Here is a 21664-nt window from a genome sequence, read left to right on the forward strand (position 1 = left end):
AATTGTGCATAAAAAAACCGTTCACCAAAGGCGAACGGTTTTCTAAATCAACAATAAAGATGCACCACAGTGCATCTTTACGGGAAATTATTATTTTACTTCTTCGAATTCAACGTCTTCAACATTGTCTCCTTGAGCAGCATCCCCTTGAGGTTGTGCTTCACCTTGACCTTGTTCTCCTTGAGCATACATCGCTTCAGTTGCTTTTTTCCAAGCAGCGTTGATGTTGTCAAGAGCGGTTTGAATTGCAGGAATGTCTTGAGATTGGTGTGCCATTCTCAATTCAGTTAATGCATATTCTACAGCAACTTTGTTTTCATCAGATAATTTAGAACCTAATTCTTTCAATTGAGTTTCAGTTTGGAAGATCATTCCGTCAGCTTCGTTCAATTTCTCTGCTCTTTCTCTTAAAAGTTTGTCAGAATCAGCATTAGCTTCTGCATCTTTTTTCATTCTTTCGATTTCTTCAGAAGTCAATCCAGAAGAAGCTTCGATACGAATATCGTGAGATTTTCCAGTTCCTTTGTCAGTTGCCGAAACTTTGATGATACCATTAGCATCAATATCAAAAGTTACTTCAATTTGTGGAACCCCTCTTGGAGCTGGTGGTATACCATCTAAATGGAAACGACCTATAGTTTTGTTATCAACTGCCATAGCTCTGTCTCCTTGTAAAACGTGAATTTCAACTGTTGGTTGAGAATCTGCAGCTGTAGAGAAAACTTGAGATTTTTTAGTTGGAATAGTTGTATTAGACTCAATTAATTTAGTCAAAACACCACCCATAGTTTCGATACCTAAAGATAAAGGTGTAACGTCAAGTAACAATACATCTTTTACATCTCCAGAAAGAACTCCACCTTGAATAGCTGCTCCAATTGCAACAACCTCATCAGGGTTAACTCCTTTAGACGCTTTTTTACCAAAGAATTTTTCAACCTCTTCAGCAATTCTTGGCATACGAGTAGAACCTCCAACCAAGATAACTTCGTCAATATCAGAAACAGATAAACCTGCATCTTTCAACGCTTTAGCAACTGGTGCCATAGAACGTTTTACTAAAGAATCCGTTAATTTTTCAAATTGAGCTCTAGTTAATTTTTTAACTAAGTGTTTTGGTCCTGAAGCCGTAGCCGTAACGTATGGCAAGTTGATTTCAGTTTCAGCAGAAGAAGACAATTCAATTTTTGCTTTCTCAGCAGCTTCTTTCAAACGTTGCAATGACATTGGATCAAGACGTAAGTCAATACCTTCTTCAGCTTTAAATTCGTCAGCTAACCAATCAATAATTTCGTGGTCAAAATCATCTCCACCTAAGTGAGTATCTCCGTTTGTAGACAATACTTCGAAAACTCCGTCTCCTAATTCCAGAACCGAAATATCAAATGTACCTCCACCTAAATCGTAAACAGCAATTTTTTGATCTTTCCCTTTTTTATCTAAACCGTAAGCAAGTGCAGCTGCAGTTGGTTCGTTGATAATACGCATTACTTTAAGACCTGCAATTTCACCCGCTTCTTTTGTAGCTTGACGTTGTGCATCATTAAAGTAAGCTGGAACAGTAATAACTGCTTCAGTAACAGTTTGACCTAAATAGTCTTCAGCTGTTTTTTTCATTTTTTGAAGTGTCATCGCTGACAATTCTTGAGCAGTGTATAAACGACCATCAATATCCACACGTGGCGTATTGTTGTCCCCTTTTACTACTGAATAAGAAACTCTTTTTGCTTCAGCAGAAACCTCTGAAAAAGAGTGACCCATAAAACGTTTGATAGAAGCAATAGTCTTAGTTGGATTAGTTACCGCTTGTCTTTTAGCAGGATCTCCTACTTTAATCTCTCCACCTTCAACAAAAGCGATGATAGATGGTGTTGTTCTTTTTCCTTCTGCATTAGGAATAACAACTGCTTCATTACCTTCCATTACAGAAACACAAGAGTTGGTCGTACCTAAATCAATTCCGATTATTTTACCCATTTTTAATATATTTAATTTTATTGTATACTTGTTTTAATGACTCGAAGTCGATAAGTCAATCTTTGTGCCAATACAAAACCAACTATTAAATTGTCAGTTTATGTTAAAATTGGCGTGAAAAAATCTGACAAGATGACATTTCAGTAGGTTTGTCATTCTTAATCCTGTTTAAATTGTAAACCAACCAAGGGTTTATTTTGAATTCATTACTGGAGTCATTTCCTAAGTTTTTAATTTATTTTGAGAGTCTGAAAATAAGTTCCAGACTAGCTAAGAATACCTTTACACAACACAAAAATAATTGGCTCAGACTATTTTTCTTTAACAATCCTATTTAGTTAAATAATTTCGCAATAAATATTAGACTACATTCGCACAATGATATCTGTTTTGCAATCAATTTATTTATATAACGTAACCTTCTTTTCAATTTAAAAAGTTAAAACAATGAATATATCTAAAACAAAACTGATAACAAAAAACAAACTAAACTTTAAAACTCTTGCCAGTTTAACAATTGTAATTCTTTCTATTTTAGATTTTTACACTCCTTTGGGAACAGCAATAGGTGTTTTGTATCTAATTCCTATGACAATGATTATAGACCAGAAAAAATCAACTCTCTATTTTTTTTCATTCATTTCAACGACTCTTATTTTATTCAAATTTTTTTATTTTCAAAATCAAAACACCCATATTAGTATTTATAGCGATCGAATAATATCTGTGTTTGCACTATGGATAGTAACCTTTATCTTAATTGAACATAAAACTCAGCGCAATAAAACTGAAAAACTAATAATAGAACACAATACATCAATTACTGGAATGCTATTTAAAATAAATCATAAAATTAGGCATTCCGTTTCTCAAATTTTAGGACTTACCTACACTTTACTAAAACTTCCCATAGATTCAAGAGATGAAATGGAAGAACTTTTAAATTATATTCAGGATTCTACCCAAAAACTCGATCTCCAAACAAAAGAATTAATTGAATTTATGATTCAAGAAAAGCAATTCGATCAATCTTTAGAAATAACTAAAAACGATTTAGCAACATAAATCCAAACTACCATAAAACCAGACAATAAATTTTTAATCAAATAAAGTAGAAAAAGCGAATCCAATTCAATTAAAATTCACTTTTTAATTCACTTCTTTAGTAGACATTCCTACCGTCAAATAAATGTGATTGTTCGGATAGAGGAATTCAATTCTGGTATGTTGCTGGTTTATCCTCATTTCTACTTGACCTTTCTCATTTTCTAAAGTATAAAAGGTGAATTTTTTATCCCGAGAAAAAATACCGGAGTCTACAATTTTATATTTCATTTTTGTAGCCGTAAGAAAGAAAACCACCTCCTGCTTTTGAGTATCTAAGAACACAAACGAATATTCATTTCCTGTAATATTACATTCGCCTTGTTTAAAAGGCTGCTCATCTATGCAATACCGCTGCACATTAAACACTTGTTCTTGAGCATACATAACACTGGTAAGCAACAAGAGTACAATCATTTTTTTCATACATGGTTATTTTGTATTATCCGGAATTGGACAATCTTTTTTTTAATGCAAAAGACACGCCACAATCTTTTTTGGAACAAAATAATTAACAAACACTCCATTTACTTTTGCTAGTTTATCATAAAAAAGCCTTAAAAAGCACCGAATTCCATTATTACATTCCGTTTTTATTTGTATTTTCGATTTTCTAAAACCTACTTCTTTCATTAAAATATAATTTTGAAAGTATTTTAAAACTAATTTTAAAAACAAAACAACAATGACTTCATTTATCAAAGAATTATCCTTCCGTTGGTCTGATCTTGACCCTAATTTTCATTTACGACACAGTGCTTATTATGACTTTGGCGCACAACATCGTATTGAAATTCTAGAAAGCTTAGGTTTAACAATGAGAGTCATGCAAGCACAAAGTTTTGGACCAATTCTATTTAGGGAAGAATGTGTTTTTAGAAAAGAAATAAAACTTTCTGACAAAATTTTCATGCATACTAAAACCTCAAAAGTAAATGCTGATGCTTCCCGTTGGTCTATTGTGCATGAGTTTTTAAATGAAGACAACAAACTTTGTGCGACCATAACAGTTGATGGCGCTTGGATGGATACCAAACTTCGTAAATTAGCTTCTCCAACTCCTGAAATTGCCATTGAAGCCCTGAGTATTTTTCCTAAAAGTGATGACTTTGTAAATCTTTAAAAAATGAAACCCCGAATCGCAAAGTAATAAATCGCAAAGTAATAAATCGTAATTAATACGGATGGATTTAAACAAGCATTATACTACACTCTATAAAGAATCTGTAGCAAAAATTACTGCTGACACTTATCAAATTGATACCCAAATTGATTCAGCTACAGACAATCGATTTGGTATTACCCTCTTAATTCGGCCGGATATTCATATCAAAAATAAGATTCAAGGTTTTTTAGAAGAACTCCAAGCAATAGATTCTGAGCAATATTATTACCCAAATTCAGATGTTCATATTACCGTGCTCTCTATTATTTCCTGTTATGATGGTTTTGATTTAACTACAATTTCGATTCTTGATTATGTAAAAATCATCGAAAAAAGCCTTGTTGATGTACAAGATATAACAATTAATTTTCAAGGTATAACTGCCTCTCCTTCTGCTATAATGGTACAGGGGTTCACGAATACAAATTCCTTGAATGATTTAAGAAACAACCTGAGAACTAATTTTATAAATTCTGGACTGGAACAAAGCATTGATGAACGTTATTTTATTCAAACAGCTCATACGACCGTTGCTAGGTTTCGAAAAGAAATCAAGAATAAAGAAAAGCTGCTTGAAATATTAGAAAAGTATCGGGATTTTGATTTTGGAAAAATCACCGTTAAAGAATGTCTTTTAGTTTATAATGATTGGTACCAACGCAAACAATTTGTCAGAGAATTACACGAATTTCAGTCTGGATTAGCTTTCCGTTAATCTGATCTTACCACTAATTTCATATATAACAAAGCGCTTATTATGGTTTTAGAACACTACACCCTATCGAAATCCTAAAAAGTATTGGGCATTTTCCCAAAAAGTGATGATTTTGTAAGTCTTTAAAAGGAATTTAAATAGATAAACCCAATTTCCTCATTTTGGATACAACTATAAGAGATTGGGTTACTTTTAAATTTAGTATCGTACTGACATTTGCAATATTAATTTAAATCCACCATTAAATAAAAAAATATGAATACTAATAAAAAAATCGAACTGGGAAGTCAAGGACTTTTAGTTCCAAAAGTAGGATTGGGTTGTATGGGAATGACTCAAATTGCAGGAATGGATATTTATGGAAAAGCGGATGAAGAAGAATCTATTGCCACTATTCACCGCTCATTGGAACTAGGGTATAACTTCTTGGACACTGCAGATTTATACGGTCCATTACTAAATGAAAGGCTTGTCGCCAAAGCCATTAAAGGAAATAGAAATCAATATACCATTGCCACAAAATTTGGCTATGAAATTGATGACAAGGAACAACTGACTTGGCAATTCAACGGCACAAAAGATTATGTAAAAAAAGCCGTGGAGCGTTCGCTTAAAAACTTGGGAACTGATTATATTGACTTGTATTACTTGCATCGTTTAGACCCAAACACGCCAATTGAAGAAACTGTTGCGGCAATGGCCGAATTGGTAAAAGAAGGAAAAATTGGTTACATCGGACTTTCGGAAGTTTCATCGGAGACCATAAAAAAAGCCCATACTATTCATCCTTTGACTGCGGTACAAACAGAATATTCTTTATTTGAGCGTGGCGTAGAAGAAACGGGGATTTTAAAAACACTTCAAGATCTTGGAATCGGGTTTGTGGCTTACTCCCCGTTAGGTCGAGGATTTATTTCTGGAGACATCAAAAGCCCTGATGATTTTCCTGAGAATGACTTTAGAAAAAGTTTACCTCGTTTTCAAGGCGAACAATTTTACAAAAATATTGCTTTGGTAAATGAAATAAAGACATTGGCTACCGAAAAAGAAATAACACCTTCACAATTAGCCATTGCTTGGATTGTTTCAAAAGGTCTTTTACCAATTCCGGGAACAAAACGCGTGAAATATATCGAAGAAAATAATGCTGCCGCCGAAATTAAATTAAACATGGAAGACCTAAACCGTTTAGAAACCATCATCCCTTTAGGAACCATCACAGGCGATCGTTATGATGCTGCCAATATGGGAGCTATCGATCAATAAAACAATAGTATTCAGTAGGAATAGTTATCTTTACTATTCGCTTTTCCTACTGAATTTATAATTTGCACCATGAAAAAAGACACCACTTCTCCGTATATCATCAATTCCATATCTGAGTTGCATCGTCTATTGGAATTACCTAAACCAAAACATCCGTTGGTTAGTGTCATTAATCTGAATGAAATAAAATGTCATTTTGATGAAAGCATGAAAAGTTTCGTTTATAATTTTTATTCGGTTTGTACCAAAAAGGATTTTAAAGGCAAATTAAAATATGGGCAAAACTATTATGATTTTGACGAAGGTATAATGACTTTTTTTTCACCGGGTCAAGTAATCTCGACTGTCGTCGATGAAGATATAGCGCTTTCGGGAATATGGTTAGTCATTCACCCTGATTTTATCCAAAATTATGCCTTGGCAAAAAGCATCAAAGACTATGGATTTTTCTCCTATGCAGTAAATGAAGCGTTACACCTTTCGGAGCAAGAAGAAGCGATGATTACGGATATTGTGCAAAATATTGATACCGAATATGGCTCTATAATAGACGGTTTTAGCCAGGATGTTATACTTTCTCACATTGAGTTATTGCTCAATTATTCCAACCGATTCTATAACAGACAGTTTATAACCCGAAAAAATGCCAGTAATGATTTGTTGAGTAATCTAGAAAAATTGCTTTTGGATTATTTTAATGGTAACAAAGTTCAGGAATTTGGCCTTCCAACCGTTCTATACATTTCAGAACAATTGAATGTCTCGCCAAATTATTTGAGTGATATGCTTCGATCACTCACCGGACAAAGTACGCAACAGCACATTCACGATAAGTTAATTGAAAAAGCCAAAGAAATTTTGACCACAACTTCTTTATCCGTTAGTGAAATTGCATACCAATTGGGTTTTGAATACCCACAGTCTTTTAGCAAATTATTTAAAAGTAAAACCAATGTTTCGCCTTTAGAATTTAAAAATTCGTTCAATTAAACATGAAATGTAGTATTGATAGCGTATTGTATTTGTAAGAAGTAATGATATATTTATCGAATATTATATCCTTAAGAAAACAAAAAAATGAAATTATTTCCATTAAAAGGGATAAAACCCAATGCAACAGGCTTGCATTCTATTATCATGAACGCACAAGTAACATTTCCAAAGTAACTGGCTGCTGAAACATCTTTCCCATTCGCTATTTTTACTAAAAAAAACAAATTTCAATCCAAAAAACTAAAAATGAAATTAACCAAATTACTTTTTCTAGTAGTTATTACCCTAACTATTACTAGCTTTAAAAAAACAACTCCTTATTATACAACCACAGAAAAATCAGCAATGCCATCAAGACAATTCTACCAAATTAAAACCTATATTTTCAAGACGGAACAACAAGTTGAAACCACTGAAAAGTATTTGAAAGAAGCATTTCTTCCGGGTTTGAAAAAACTTGGAATTAAAAATATTGGTGTGTTTAAACCTAGACCAAACGCTACCGACACAATAAAAAAAGTGATGCTCGTGATTCCCTTTTCATCCATGACTCAATTTCTGGGATTGGAAGAAAAATTGGCCAAAGACAAAACCTATGTAAATGCAGGAGCAGATTATTTAAATGCTTCCTATAAACAAGCGCCATATTTGCGTATCGAATCTATTGTATTGAAAGCTTTTTCAGATCATCCTATTTTGTCAACTCCCGTTTTGAACACTCCAAGAGAAAATCGAGTGTATGAATTGAGAAGCTACGAATCAGCAACCGAAGCGATTTATAAAAACAAAGTGGATATGTTTAATGCTGGTGGTGAAATAAAACTCTTTGACCGCCTTGCGTTTAATCCCGTTTTTTATGGCGAAGTTATTTCGGGAGCCAAAATGCCAAACTTGATGTACATGACTACTTTTGCAGATCAGGAAAGTAGAGATTCACATTGGAAAACCTTTGTAGATTCGCCGGAATGGAAGGGATTAATAGCTATGGAAAAATACAAAAATAATATTTCCCATATCGACATTACTTTTTTGTACCCAACAGATTATTCTGATTATTAGTTTTACAAATCATAATTTCAATACTAAACTACAACCCTTAAAAAGTTGTAGTTTTTTTTATGTAAAACCTTAAAATTTTTACTTTTTCCCCGAATCAAAACAAGTACAAATCCCTTATTAAAAAAAGATTAAATCATTAATTTTAAGTATCTTTAGTTCTATTTTTAACTATGGAAACCCTCAACACAATATTAAAACTTTCCGCTGGCGTGGGATTGTTCCTTTTCGCCATGTATCTTGTGGAAGAATCCTTAAAAAATCTTTCCGGGAGAAATTTTAAATTATTTCTGCAGCGTATTACAAAAAACAACATTGGTGCGGTTGCAGGCGGAACAATCGTAACTGGTATACTTCAGAGCAGTTCTATGGTTTCGTTGATGGTTTTAGCATTTGTGGGTGCTGGAGTTTTTACCATGAAAAATGCTATGGCCATCATTCTGGGGGCAAATCTGGGAACAACTCTTGCGAGCTGGCTGGTGGCAACTCTTGGTTTTAAAACCAATATAGAAGTGATTGCTTATCCGGCAGTTTGTTTAGGCGGTTTTCTCCTAATCCTCCTTGGGAATCGCAAAACCATAAAATATGTTTCCTATTTTCTTTTGGGTTTTGGTTTACTGTTTATCGGGCTTTCCTACATGAAAACGGCAATGGAAACGCAGGTTCAATATTTTAATTTTTCACAATATGCTTCGAAGCCATTAGTATTTTTTTTGATAGTTGGTTTTTTGATTACGCTGGTTGTTCAATCGAGTTCCGTAACTATGGCGCTTACATTGAGTGCTCTCAACGCAGGAGCAATAGGGTTTCCCATGGCAGCCGCAATCGTACTGGGCAGTGAAACCGGTACCATTATTAAAATAGTGTTGAGCGCTATTGGCGGAAATGCTTCCAAAAAACGAGTGGCACTTGGTAATTTATTATTTAACATTTTCATTACTGCCATTGCTTTTGTATTGCTAAGACCTATTCTTTTACTGATAACCGATATTATAAAAATCAAAGATCCGCTCATTGGATTGGTAACTTTTTCGAGTTTAATAAATCTGTTGGCGATTGTATTATTTCTTCCCGTTTTGGATTTATTCACCTCCTTTTTGGAGCGTTTTTTCAAAAATACCGATGGTTCGACGGCAGCATTTATAAACCACGCATCAATCGAAGAACCAGAAACAGCTTTGGATTTATTTCGAAGAGAGACTCGATATTTCATTCATAACTCGATGCTTTTCAATTTGGAATTATTTAAAATCCAAACCCATCAACTTGACCAACAAACTAATTACAACGAAATCAATGACAAAAGAAATTTTGATTCAAAAACTACGGAAGAGAAATATGAATTCCTAAAACAATTGCAAGGCGAGTTACAGGCTTTTTATTTGAAATTAAGAGTAAAATTAAACAGTGATGAAAATTCAGAATTAAACCAATTAATTTCGGCAGTGCGAAGTTCCATGCATGCGGTAAAAAGTATAAAAGATATTGGAAGCAACATTACGAATCTCAGCAGCTCATCAAAAGAGATTAAATATCAATTTTTCCTGCATCACAAAAAAGAAACACAAAAACTCTATATGAAATTAAATACGTTTTTGAACACAGATATAAAGTCGGGTTTTGAAGCGCTGAAAACTCAATTTGACACCATTCAAAAAAATTACACCTCAGCACTCAATACGTTTTATATAGAGGCGCAACTGGAACCTATTGAAGATATTGACATTACAACCGTAATAAACTTTAACAGAGAACTTTTTACCTCAAACAAAGCAATGTTAATGGCTGTAAAAGACATTTTGTTAGATGAAAAACAAGCTCAAAATTTTAATGAAATTCCCATCTACAAAACATAAAAATCGCATATTGCTTGTGATACAATCCAGTAATTTTGCAACATTATTTTTGAATTTTATAATGTATTTCGTTTTCAATTTTTAATCTTTGTGCTTAATTCCATTTGCATTCAAGATTGCAATTCTTATTTAAATTGGTTAATTTTAACCAAAAAATACTCCTCATTTGAAAACATACGTAAAGAAAAGTTTAAAAATTTTCCTTTGGATAATAGGATTCATAATCCTGTTGTTCTTAATTCTGTTTGTGGTTATCCAAATCCCCTCCGTTCAGAATTATGCTAAAGAAAAAGCGGTAACTTATCTGGAAGGAAAAATAAAAACCAAAGTGAGGGTTGATAGTCTTGCAATTGAGTTTCCCAAAAAAGTAATTCTTAAAGGCGTTTATTTTGAAGACCAAAAAAAAGACACTCTTTTTGCCGGAGAAAAGCTGGCTGCTGATATCAGCCTTTTTCAATTAATAAACAATAAAGTCGAAATCAACTCCTTAGAATTAGTAGGGATTTCGGCACATTTAAATAGAGATTCCAAAGCTGTTTTTAATTTTGATTACATCATAAAAGCATTTTCCTCGCCAGAGAAACAAAAGAGTGATTCGCCACCCATGCAGTTTTCTGTAGCAGAAATTAAGCTCGACCGCATCCAGTTTAAATATACTGATGCCGTCACAAAAAATGATCTTTACGCTAATCTAAAGCATTTTGAAACGAAAATTAAAACGTTCGATTTGAACGAAATGAACTTTGAAATTCCCAAAGCAAAAATCAATGGATTACAATTTAAATTAAAGCAAGGTTTGGTTCAAATATCCAATGCGACCAAAGTGGCAGCGATAAAAAACGAACCGGAATCCATCTTAAAATTAAAATTGGGTGAAATTGATTTGGCAAGAATCGATTTTGAATATGAAAGTGACGAAACTAAACTATCCACCAACTTTTATTTGAAAAAACTACTCGCTAAAATTGACAGAATTGACCTTAACAATCAATTCGCAATTATAGAAAGTCTTGATTTAACGGGCGTAGAAGGTGCTTTGGCTTTTGATCGATTAGATGTAATCAAACCTAAAAGCGAGGCTACAACTACCGAATCTAACAATTGGGATGTCAAAATAAAGAAAACGGAATTCAAACGCGTAAATTTCCGTTACGACAATAATAATGTGCCTGCAGTTCAAAAAGGAATTGATTACAACCATTTGAATCTTACCAATCTAAACGTACAAGTAGATGAACTGAATTACAATCCCGAAAATATTTCCGGAGTCGCCAATTCATTATCAATAAAAGACAAAAGCGGTTTAAATATACAATCCTTCCATGCGGAATTTTTCTACGGTAAAAAAAATGCTTTCCTTAAAAAATTATATTTAAAAACTCCGCAAACGGAACTGAAAGATGAAATTAGAATTGGCTATCCTTCCATTGCATCTTTAGCTAAAAATCCGGGAGAATTGGGCCTTATAGCCAATTTGAAAAAAAGCAAATTGGGGATTAAAGATATTTTGCTTTTTGCTCCAACTTTGAATAATACGAATCCGTTTATGAGCAATCCAAATGCGATATTGCTTATTAATGGAACTGTAAAAGGGAAATTAAAAAACATTGAATTCCCAAGCATAGATATCAGTGGCATTGGAAGTACAAAAGTAGCGGCAAGCGGAAGAATCATAGGTTTACCCGATGTAAACAAAGCCTATTTTGACTTGAATATTAAAGACTTACAATCCGGTTCGAAAGATTTTGTTGGCTTTTTGCCAAAAGGAACAATTCCAAATTCGATTCAGTTGCCGGCAAAATTCAGCGCCAAAGGAATTTTTAAGGGAACCATTGCTAATTTCAATACTAATATGAATATCGCAAGTAGTTTTGGAAATGCAAAAATCAAAGCTACATTTGACCAAAGCAGAAAAAATTACGAGAAATACGATGCCCAAACGGAACTTATTAATTTTGATTTAGGGAAATTTATCAAAAACGACTCCATTGGAAAAGTAACTTTAAAAGCCAATATAAAAGGAACTGGATTTGATCCAAAAACAGCAATTACATCTTTAAACGGAACAATTCTAAAAGCATATTACAATAAATATACCTACAAAAATGTAGCCATAAAAGGAAGTATTCGCAACGGAAATTTTAATGCAACTGCTGTCGCAAAAGATCCTAATCTAACTTTTGATATGGTGAGCAGTGGCAGTTTTAAAGATAAATATCCTACTGGAAAACTAAAACTGAATGTGGATATTGCTGATTTGGAAAAACTAAATCTGCACGCTGGTCCATTGAAAATAAGAGGTGTGGCAGATGCTGATATTCAATCGGTAAATCTTGATTACCTCAACGGAACGGTATATGCACACAACATTACCATAGTCAATGCAAAAGAAGAATTTGTAATTGATTCCATTAGCGCAGTGGCAACAACCTCCTCAGAGAAAAACACATTCGTACTGAAATCTCCGTTTTTGGATGTGGACGCCAATGGAAAATACAAGTTGTCAAAAATAGCGACTGCTTTATCAAATTCTATTTCAAAGTATTATGACGGTAAACCAAGTTCCAGAAAAACAGCTATGGAAAAACAAGAATTTGTTTTTAAAATTGGCGTAAAAGACAGTCCAATTCTATTAAAACTGATTCCTGAATTGAAAAGTCTGGAACCCATTAATATACAAGGACGATACAACTCTGTTAACGACTCTATTGTTTTGAATGGTACAATTCCAAAATTAGTTTATGGCGAAAACACCATTACAAACGCTGTTCTTAAAGTAGACACCAAAGACAATTCACTTGTTTACAGCTTTATTGTTGATGACATTCAAAACAAACAAATTCAATTGCCACACACCAGTATTTCAGGCAAAGTGCAAAATAATATAGTGGATTACACGGTGCAATTGAAAGATTCAAAAGACAAAGAAAGATACTTAATTGCAGGAACATTAAAAGCTACGAACGGGAATAACGACATCAATCTCGACCCAAATAATTTATTGCTGAACTATGAATCTTGGAAAATAACGCAAGACAATTTAATTCGCTTTGGCAAAAAAGGAATTTATGCCGATAATTTCGAATTGAGTAAAGACGGAAGTAAAATCCTAATACAATCACAATCGCAGCAAGCAAATGCGCCAATCGCAATTGATTTCAAAGATTTTGACATAAAAACCATTACCAGTATTGTTGAGAAAGATGATTTGCAAATGAGCGGTAAAATCAATGGAAACGCATTGGTCAAAAATATAAGCACTACTCCTCTTTTTACTTCAGACTTGAACATTGAAAATTTTACTTTCAAAAAAGATACAATCGGAAACATCAGTATCAAAGTAAATAATGCGATTGCTAACCAATATGATGCCGTAATTGTCATTACAGGTCAGGGAAATAAAGTCAATTTAGAAGGGAATTATAAGACTAAAGACAGCAGTTTTGACATGAATCTCGACATTGATAAATTGAATTTAAAAAGTATTCAGGGTTTTACTTTGGATAACATTACTGAAAGCACGGGATTCTTGACCGGAAATTTTAAAATAACAGGAAATACAACCCAGCCCAACGTAATTGGAGAATTACAGTTCAATGAAATTGGTTTCAAAGTGAAGCAGCTCAATGCAAAATTCAAGTCTTTAAACGATAAAATTGTTTTTACACCTAACGCTATTCTTTTTGACAATTTTATTATAAAAGATGAGAAAAACAATGATTTAGCCATCAACGGAAAGATTGATAGTGCCAATTTTAGCAATTTTGGTTTTGATTTAGCCATCGATGCTGATAATTTCAAAGCCGTCAATTCTAAAGCGAAAGACAATGATTTGTATTACGGCGAATTGTACTTGGACAATCATTTGAAACTATCCGGAAATTTAGACAATCCCGTTGTTGAAGGGAATATCAAAATTAACAAAGACACTAAATTCACTATTGTTTTACCACAATCAGATCCCTCAATTGCCGACAGAGAAGGAATTGTAGAATTCATTGACCAGGACAATCCGACATTAGCAGGGACCATTGTCATGGATGAACTGGATAGTGAAATGGACATAAAAGGAATCAACGCTTCGGTAAATATTGAAATTGATAAAGAGGCTGAACTATCGTTGGTTATTGACAAGGCAAACGGGGATTTCCTAAAATTAAAAGGAGAAGCACAATTAAACGGCGGTATTGATCCATCCGGAAAAACAACTTTGACTGGAAGATATGAATTATCTGAAGGGAGTTATGAAATGAATTTTAATGCAATCAAAAGAAAATTCGACATCAAAAAAGGAAGTTATATCCTTTGGACTGGTGAACCAACTGCGGCTGACATCAATATTACTGCGGTTTACAAAACTGAAGCTGCTCCAATTGATTTGATCAATGATCAGTTAGGAGATGTTACTGCCGAAGTGAGAAACACCTACAAACAAAAAATTCCTTTTGAAACCGAATTGAAAATGAATGGTGAATTGATGAAGCCAAATATTTCTTTTGACATCATCTTGCCGGATGGAAACAATAGTGTTTCTACAGAAATTATCAATGCTACACAGGCTAAATTGACGCAACTGCGTCAGCAACCGGATGAATTAAACAAACAGGTTTTTGCCTTACTGCTCTTGAATCGATTCATTGGAGAAAACCCATTTGCTAGTGAAACCGGTGGCACGAGCGTTTCGTCACTAGCAAGAGAAAGTGCTAGTAAAATTTTGTCGCAACAACTTAATAATTTAGCGGGGGATTTGATTGAAGGTGTAGAACTCAATTTCGATTTGAATACTTCCGATGATTATACAACCGGTCAACGAGAAAATAAAACCGATTTGAGCGTAGGAATTTCAAAGAAATTATTGAACGACCGATTGAAAGTGACTGTAGGAAGCAGTTTTGGAATTGAAGGACCGCAACAAGTGAATCAAAACGCCAATAATATTGCTGGAGATGTATCGATTGATTATCAACTTTCAAAAGATGGAAGGTATAAAATAAGAGTGTATCGCGTAAATAAATACCAAGTGGCACTTCAAGGGGAAGTTGTAGAGACTGGAATTGCTTTTATCATCACTATGGATTACAATAAATTCAGTGAATTATTTCGCAAAAGCGAAGCAAAAAAAGCAAGGCAAAAAAATAAATAAAAGTTTTACACCATTAAGAAATTAAGAAAACAGACCAGTCGATTTTCCTTAATAAAACTTAATTCCTTAATGGTTTATTTTTTTTTTAATAAATACTAAATTTGATGAACAAGAGCCATTTACTATATTTTCTTTTTTTAGCATTGTTCGCTTCATCGTGCAGCAATACGAGATTTCTGCCTGAAGGAGAACTATTGTACACGGGTGCAAAAGTAACAGTGGAAGGAAAAGAAACGTCTAAGAAAGAAAAAAAAGCATTAAAAACGGCATTAAAAGAAGTTGTTAGACCAAAACCAAATTCTACAATTTTAGGATTAAGACCTAAATTATACATCTATAATCTGGCTGGAACGCCAAAGAAAGAAAAAGGATGGCGCTACTGGTTGAGAACTAAAGTAGGCGAAGCGCCCGTGTTATACAACCAAGTAGATTTAGAATACAACAAAAGTGTTTTGCAAAACTTTACTGAAAACAGTGGCTATTTCAATACAAAAACTACGGCAGATTCAACCCGACATGGTAAAAAAGCAACTGCAGAATATATCGTAAAACCCGGAAAACAATATAAAATCAGAGAAGTGAAATTCCCTACGGATTCCTCTATAATTTCGACAGCAGTTCGCAATACCAGACGAAGAAGTTTGTTAAAAAAAGAAGAAGGTTACAGTCTTGAGGCCATCAAAGAAGAAAGAATTCGTATTGATTCCAGACTAAAAGAAAAAGGATTCTTCTATTTTAATCCTGATTATCTGAAAGTACAAGTGGATACAACTGTTGCAGACCACCAGGTGGATCTTATTGTAAAAGTAAAAGACGAAGCTCCAAAACTGGCAGAAACACCATACAAAATCAATAAAATTATTGTTTATCCAAACTATTCAATCGGTTCTGACAGTGTGAAAAACAATATGGATTCCATCAAAAAACACAATGACTTAACCATTATAGATCGGGAGAATTTATTTAAACCCCGCATTTTTGACAGAGCATTATATTTCAAAAAAAATGATTTATACAACCGTACCGACCATAATTTATCCTTGAATCGATTAGTAAATCTGGGAACTTTCAAATTTGTAAAAAATCAATTCAGAGTTTCTGACACAACAGGAAATTATCTGGATGCGTATTACTATCTAACGCCATTACCCAAGAAATCAATCCGACTGGAATTATTAGCCAAAACAAACTCCGCTAATTATACCGGAACGGAACTCAATTTAAACTGGAGCAATCGAAATACTTTTAGAGGGGCTGAATTGCTTACCATCTCTGCTTTTGGCGGTGTTGAAGTACAAGTTTCCGGACAAAATAATGGGTTTAATGTATATCGTATTGGAACTGAGGCTAATTTAGTTTGGCCACGAATGATTGCCCCTTTTAAACTAAATTCTCCAAGTGGTTTTGTTCCAAAAACGAAGGCAACATTGGGATATGAATTTCAAAATAGAACCAAATTATATTCCCTGCAAACCTTCAAAGGTTCTTTTGGCTATTTATGGAAAGAAAACGAACGAAAAGAACATTTATTGAATATTACTGAGATTACATACGCCAGTCCGGAAAACGTTACTGCTTTGTACCAAGAACAAATTCTAAAAAATGAATCTTTAGGAAAAGTCATTGAAAAGCAATTGATTTTTGGACCAACCTATTCCTATACCTACACTAATACACTTCAAAAAAGAAAGAAAAATACCTTTTATTACAAAGGGACTATCGACTTAGCAGGAAACGTGGCAGGATTAGTTTCGGGAGCAAATGTTCGAAAAGGTGATACCATCAAATTATTTGATGTTCCGTTTAGTCAATTTGTCAAAATAGAGAATGATTTTAGACATTATTATAAATTAGGTCCAGATTCTCAACTAGCCAGCCGAATTATTGCAGGTGCTGGATTTGCTTACGGAAACTCCCGCGAAATGCCTTTTATCAAACAGTTCTTCATTGGTGGAACCAATAGCTTACGAGCCTTTAGAGCACGTTCTATAGGTCCTGGAAGCTTTGATGGGGCATCAACCAACACCAATACTTTTTTGCCTGATCAATCCGGTGATTTAAAATTGGAATTTAATACCGAATACCGAGCTAAAATTTACGGATTAGTGAAAGGTGCTTTGTTTTTAGATGCCGGGAATATCTGGCTATTGAATGAGAATCCTGATAAACCGGGAGCTAAATTTTCAAAAAAATTCCTAAACGAAATAGCCGTTGGAGCCGGAGCCGGTTTGCGTTTCGATTTCTCGTTTTTGATTCTGAGAACAGACCTCGCCTTCCCTATTCGGAAACCATATTTGCCCGATGGCAATCGTTGGGTTTTGGATCAAATCAATTTTGGAAGCGGCGCTTGGCGAAAAGAAAATTTGATTTTCAACTTGGCTATTGGCTACCCTTTTTAAAACTACACAGTCTGAATAAAAAAAGAGCACGATGATTTCGTGCTCTTTTCATATAAAAGATATGTCCCGTCCTGAAATAGCGATACACAAAAAGTATCCTAATGGAAAAACATGAAGAAACACGCTATGTGAAGCGGACTCAAAAAGATTATTCAATGTCTTTTAAATTACAAATTGTTCAAGAAATTGAACGAGGACAACTTACAGTTACAGAATCCACAAAGACTTATGGCATTCAAAATAGATCAACTGTTGTTAAATGGCTTAGAAAATTCGGTAACTTTGATTGGGAAAACCAAACACCATTTACTATGTCAAAGTCGCCAGAACAAAAGATAATGGAACTTGAAGCCAAAGTAAAACTTCTAGAGAAACAGAAGTCTTTTTTGGAACGACAGGCCTTTGTTGCAGATAAAAAAGCAATCATTTTTGATATGATGATTGATATTGCTGAAGAAGAATATAAAATTGACATACGAAAAAACTCTCCACCCGAACAATCGACCATTTTACACAAGAAGAACAACAAACAATAATGTTCGCCTGTAATTTGTTCGGGATAGACAGACAAGTTTATTATCGAAGGATTAAAAGAAAAATAAATAAGCAAGCCAAAGCAATTGAAGTAGTTTCAATGATTCATCAAGTTAGGCAATCAATGCCTAGACTTGGTGGTAAGAAATCATATCACATATTAATGGATGATCTTAAATCAATGAAAATTGGAAGAGATAAATTATTTGATATACTCAGAGCTAATCATTTATTGATACAGCCAAAGCGTTGTTATCACGTAACCACTAATTCTCATCATCGATTTAGAAAACATAAAAACCTAATTCTTGATTTAGAAATAAATAGGCCTAATCAAGTTTGGGTATCAGACATAACATACATCGGAAAACGAGAAAAACCATGTTATTTAAGCATTGTTACAGATGCATATTCTAAGAAAATTATGGGATATTACGTTGCTGACAACATGAATACAGAGAGCAGTGTTAAGGCTCTCAATATGGCTATAAAACAAAGAAAGGGTAAAGAAACACCATTGATTCATCATTCAGACAGAGGATTACAATATTGTGCGAATGATTACCAAAACACACTAAATAAAAACGGAATACTACCAAGTATGACACAAAACTCTGACCCATATGAAAATGCAGTAGCGGAAAGAATAAATGGAATATTAAAACAGGAATTCATGATTGATAAATACAACCTAGATTTAAAAATCATGAAACAAATTGTAAAAGAATCAATCAGTATATACAATGAATTAAGACCTCATTATTCTAATTTCATGCTGACTCCAAACAAAATGCATATACAAAGTCAAATTAAAATGAGGACATATAAAACAAAAAACACTTGCAAAAACGTTTTTGCAAGTGTTTAATTAAATATTTTTATCTAATAATCTGCATCGGTTATTCAGGACAAGACAATATTGTTAATTTCTTATTTAATCCACCAAGAATAATGCATTGCTGAATAATAGATTTCCGTTTTCCCAGAAACCTCTAAATAATGGATTGTCAACCATGTAAATTACTTCTCCATTTTCTTTCTTGTCAACAGCAAAGCTTACGGTGTTATTCAATTTCTTTTTAATTTCATTGCCAACAAAACCGTAACTCTTATAATCTTTAGGCACGTAGGCAACATTTGTCGCTTTTTTCAATAATGAATAATGTCTGTCATCCGTTTTTAGGCTGAAATATTTATCTCCTAAACCAAAAGACATAGGATGCGTTTTGTTTAATAGATTCTCAATGATAGCACCAGGAATCGATTTAGAAATATACCTGCGTTCTGTATCTTGGAAATCTAAGAATCGCTCTTTTAATTCATTTTCAGAGTCTTCCTTTTCAGAGCTAAGTTTATCTTCATCCGTAGCAAAAGGACTCAAAGCATATCCTTCTTTTCCTTCAAATAAGCTAAGGGCACTATTCATGGCAATCACTTTTCCCCCATTTTTAACCCATTCTGCAATTTGTTTCTGTTGCTCTTCAGAGAAATTGTAATACCCATCAGGCAATATTAATGTGTTGTAATTGTATAATTTTATTCTTTTAAAATTATCCGCATCCACAACACTTACCGGATATCCAACTGTTTCCTCCAGATAGTACCAAACAGAACCAAATTCAGTAGAACCAACTCCCTTGCCTGACAATAAGACAATTTTTGGGGCTTTTAATAAATTAAAATTTTCACCACCAACATCTTTAGAATTCGAAGAAAAACCCGTTAAAATATAATTAAAATCTGTTTTTATTTTAACGAGATCGGTAATCGTTTTTTCAAAGTCAATTACTTTAGGATTATCCGTTTTGGTAACCAGCAAACCTCCCGGCTCAACAGTTGTATCACCAAAAACGGCTTTTTTCATCGCTGACCGCACCATAATATTGTTTTGATGCAACAAAGACAAAACTTGTGCTGAGATTCTGTTATTCCACGGAATATGAAACGCATATACATTTTGAGGAATCGTTTTTTCTTTCGCCTCAATTGACGCTTTGGTTTTAATGGCTAAACTATTTTTCAATGCATAGCCTTCAACTCCATACGCCAAAGGCAATGCCCAAGAGGTAATGTCATACGATAAACTATCATTTAGTTTTTGGTTTGGTTCGAAAAGTACCTGTGCAAAAACAGCTTTTTGTTGGTCTACTTTTACAATCAAATCATTCGGTTCAATTGTAAAACTTTTCTCTGACTTGGTGTTGTAATTGAATCCAGACGCTTTTTGACTGGCATCGGCATAACTGAATGCTACATTATTTTTTTTCAACAAATCCGCCATTTGAATTAATTTTGGATTGTTTTTCATCACATACATTTTATAATTTCCCTTAACCGTTTTTCGGGAATTATTCATAAAACCTCTGAATCCTTTCAACAAAACATCCGCTTGTGATGCTGCCGATTCCACCACCGTTAAAACAGCCGTTGCGTGATGCGTCAATCGGTCTTTTATAGTCAAATTGATTCCGTTACTCATCACAACTTCTCTTCCTGCTCCTATTCCTCCTTGCTCTAATGTCATTCCGACTGCTCCATTATAAGTAGGATAAGTATCGCCATAACTTGGATAAAACAAATCAAAACGTTCCCCAGTATTGTACATCCAGTTTTGAGCATCGAATTTTTTAGAAATGTTTTTACCTAAAGTATAATGAAAGTCTTTTTGATACTTTTCAATGTATTCGTGCAACGGTTCTGCTGATGGTGGAAAGAAATAAGGAGAATTATATCCCATTTCGTGTACATCTGTATGAACTTGAGGCATCCATTGGTTGTACAATGCAATACGCTGTTGGGTCTCGGGTTGAGTTTGCCACGCCCAGTCTCTGTTTAAATCAAAAATATAGTGGTTGTATCTACCGCCAGGCCAAACTTCCATGTGCTCTCTGTCTGACAATTCTGGATGCGTTTTTTTACCTGAAATTTCTCTTAACCAATTTCCGTATCTGGAATATCCGTCCGGATTAATGCATGGATCAAGGATTACAATGGTATTCTCTAACCACTTTTTAGCTTCCGTATTCGAAGGGTTTACTAATTCGTAAGCCACTGTCATTGCACTTTCGGTTCCGGCAAATTCATTTCCGTGTACATTAAAACTCAACCATACAATTAACTTATCACCAATCATTTGAGATTTATTCTCGGATAAACCAATGGCCACTAAATTGTTGTTACGAATTTGTTCCAGATTAGCTAAATTCTCCGGACTGGAAATAAAATACACATTCAAATCCCTTTGTTCCGGTGTCACACCATATTTCTGGTGTTTGATCAAAGTGGAATTTTCCGTCAGATGCTTGAAATAATTTTCAGCTTGATGATAATAGCTTATTTGTTTTCCATAATTGGGTAAAAATTGCGAAGGGCTTTGCACTTGCGAATGAACACTTAGCACCAAAGTTAGCATTAGATAAAAAGAAAAAACGGTCTTTTTCATATTGTTTTGGGTTA

The 21664-nt window shown here is 33.9% G+C and carries 14 protein-coding genes; 11 read left to right on the top strand and 3 right to left on the bottom strand.

The window, feature by feature from the left end:
* Positions 1-90: 90 nt before the first annotated feature.
* Positions 91-1977, bottom strand: coding sequence for a molecular chaperone DnaK (gene dnaK / locus ACNQGD_RS12145; RefSeq protein ID WP_417993870.1), 1887 nt, complete (start codon positions 1975-1977; stop codon positions 91-93).
* Between the two features lie 447 nt (positions 1978-2424).
* Here dnaK and ACNQGD_RS12150 point away from each other — a divergent pair, with 447 nt between their 5' ends.
* Positions 2425-3042 (top strand): hypothetical protein, encoded by a 618-nt coding sequence (locus tag ACNQGD_RS12150; protein WP_417993871.1) that lies wholly within the window; start codon positions 2425-2427, stop codon positions 3040-3042.
* 84 nt (positions 3043-3126) lie between these two features.
* Here the strand turns inward: ACNQGD_RS12150 and ACNQGD_RS12155 are convergent, their stop codons facing one another.
* On the bottom strand, positions 3127-3507 hold the full coding sequence (locus ACNQGD_RS12155; RefSeq protein WP_417999462.1) for a hypothetical protein: 381 nt from the start codon (positions 3505-3507) through the stop codon (positions 3127-3129).
* A 259-nt stretch (positions 3508-3766) separates the two neighbouring features.
* Here ACNQGD_RS12155 and ACNQGD_RS12160 point away from each other — a divergent pair, with 259 nt between their 5' ends.
* The 10 genes from ACNQGD_RS12160 (at position 3767) to ACNQGD_RS12205 (ending at position 19076) form a co-directional block, all read left to right on the top strand.
* A complete protein-coding gene (locus tag ACNQGD_RS12160; protein ID WP_417996207.1) occupies positions 3767-4204 on the top strand; it encodes an acyl-CoA thioesterase in 438 nt (145 codons plus the stop codon).
* 61 nt (positions 4205-4265) lie between these two features.
* Positions 4266-4961 carry a 2'-5' RNA ligase family protein gene (locus tag ACNQGD_RS12165; protein ID WP_417999463.1) on the top strand — a complete coding sequence of 232 codons (696 nt, stop codon included), beginning with the start codon at positions 4266-4268 and terminating at the stop codon, positions 4959-4961.
* 255 nt (positions 4962-5216) lie between these two features.
* Positions 5217-6227: an aldo/keto reductase gene (locus tag ACNQGD_RS12170; protein WP_417999464.1), complete on the top strand. Its 1011-nt coding sequence runs from the start codon at positions 5217-5219 to the stop codon at positions 6225-6227.
* A 69-nt stretch (positions 6228-6296) separates the two neighbouring features.
* A complete protein-coding gene (locus ACNQGD_RS12175) occupies positions 6297-7217 on the top strand; it encodes a helix-turn-helix domain-containing protein (RefSeq protein ID WP_417999465.1) in 921 nt (306 codons plus the stop codon).
* A gap of 249 nt (positions 7218-7466) precedes the next feature.
* Positions 7467-8279, top strand: a complete 813-nt coding sequence (locus ACNQGD_RS12180; protein WP_417999466.1) for an NIPSNAP family protein — start codon at positions 7467-7469, stop codon at positions 8277-8279.
* Between the two features lie 170 nt (positions 8280-8449).
* The gene (locus ACNQGD_RS12185) at positions 8450-10132 is read left to right on the top strand and encodes a Na/Pi cotransporter family protein (protein ID WP_417999467.1); all 1683 of its coding nucleotides are present in this window, start codon (positions 8450-8452) and stop codon (positions 10130-10132) included.
* Between the two features lie 166 nt (positions 10133-10298).
* Positions 10299-15275: a translocation/assembly module TamB domain-containing protein gene (locus tag ACNQGD_RS12190; protein WP_417999468.1), complete on the top strand. Its 4977-nt coding sequence runs from the start codon at positions 10299-10301 to the stop codon at positions 15273-15275.
* Between the two features lie 104 nt (positions 15276-15379).
* The gene (tamL, locus tag ACNQGD_RS12195; RefSeq protein WP_417999469.1) at positions 15380-17674 is read left to right on the top strand and encodes a translocation and assembly module lipoprotein TamL; all 2295 of its coding nucleotides are present in this window, start codon (positions 15380-15382) and stop codon (positions 17672-17674) included.
* Between the two features lie 101 nt (positions 17675-17775).
* A complete protein-coding gene (locus tag ACNQGD_RS12200) occupies positions 17776-18210 on the top strand; it encodes a transposase (protein WP_199734716.1) in 435 nt (144 codons plus the stop codon).
* The gene (locus ACNQGD_RS12205; RefSeq protein WP_417999470.1) at positions 18210-19076 is read left to right on the top strand and encodes an IS3 family transposase; all 867 of its coding nucleotides are present in this window, start codon (positions 18210-18212) and stop codon (positions 19074-19076) included. The genes ACNQGD_RS12200 and ACNQGD_RS12205 overlap by 1 nt, the downstream gene beginning before the upstream one ends.
* A 66-nt stretch (positions 19077-19142) precedes the next feature.
* On the opposite strand, the gene ACNQGD_RS12210 is transcribed toward ACNQGD_RS12205, so the two are convergent.
* Complete coding sequence (locus ACNQGD_RS12210; RefSeq protein ID WP_417999471.1) at positions 19143-21650, bottom strand: M14 family zinc carboxypeptidase; 2508 nt, start codon at positions 21648-21650, stop codon at positions 19143-19145.
* Positions 21651-21664: the final 14 nt, after the last annotated feature.

It is taken from the genome of Flavobacterium glucosi (assembly GCF_048286535.1).
Taxonomy (GTDB): Bacteria; Bacteroidota; Bacteroidia; order Flavobacteriales; family Flavobacteriaceae; genus Flavobacterium.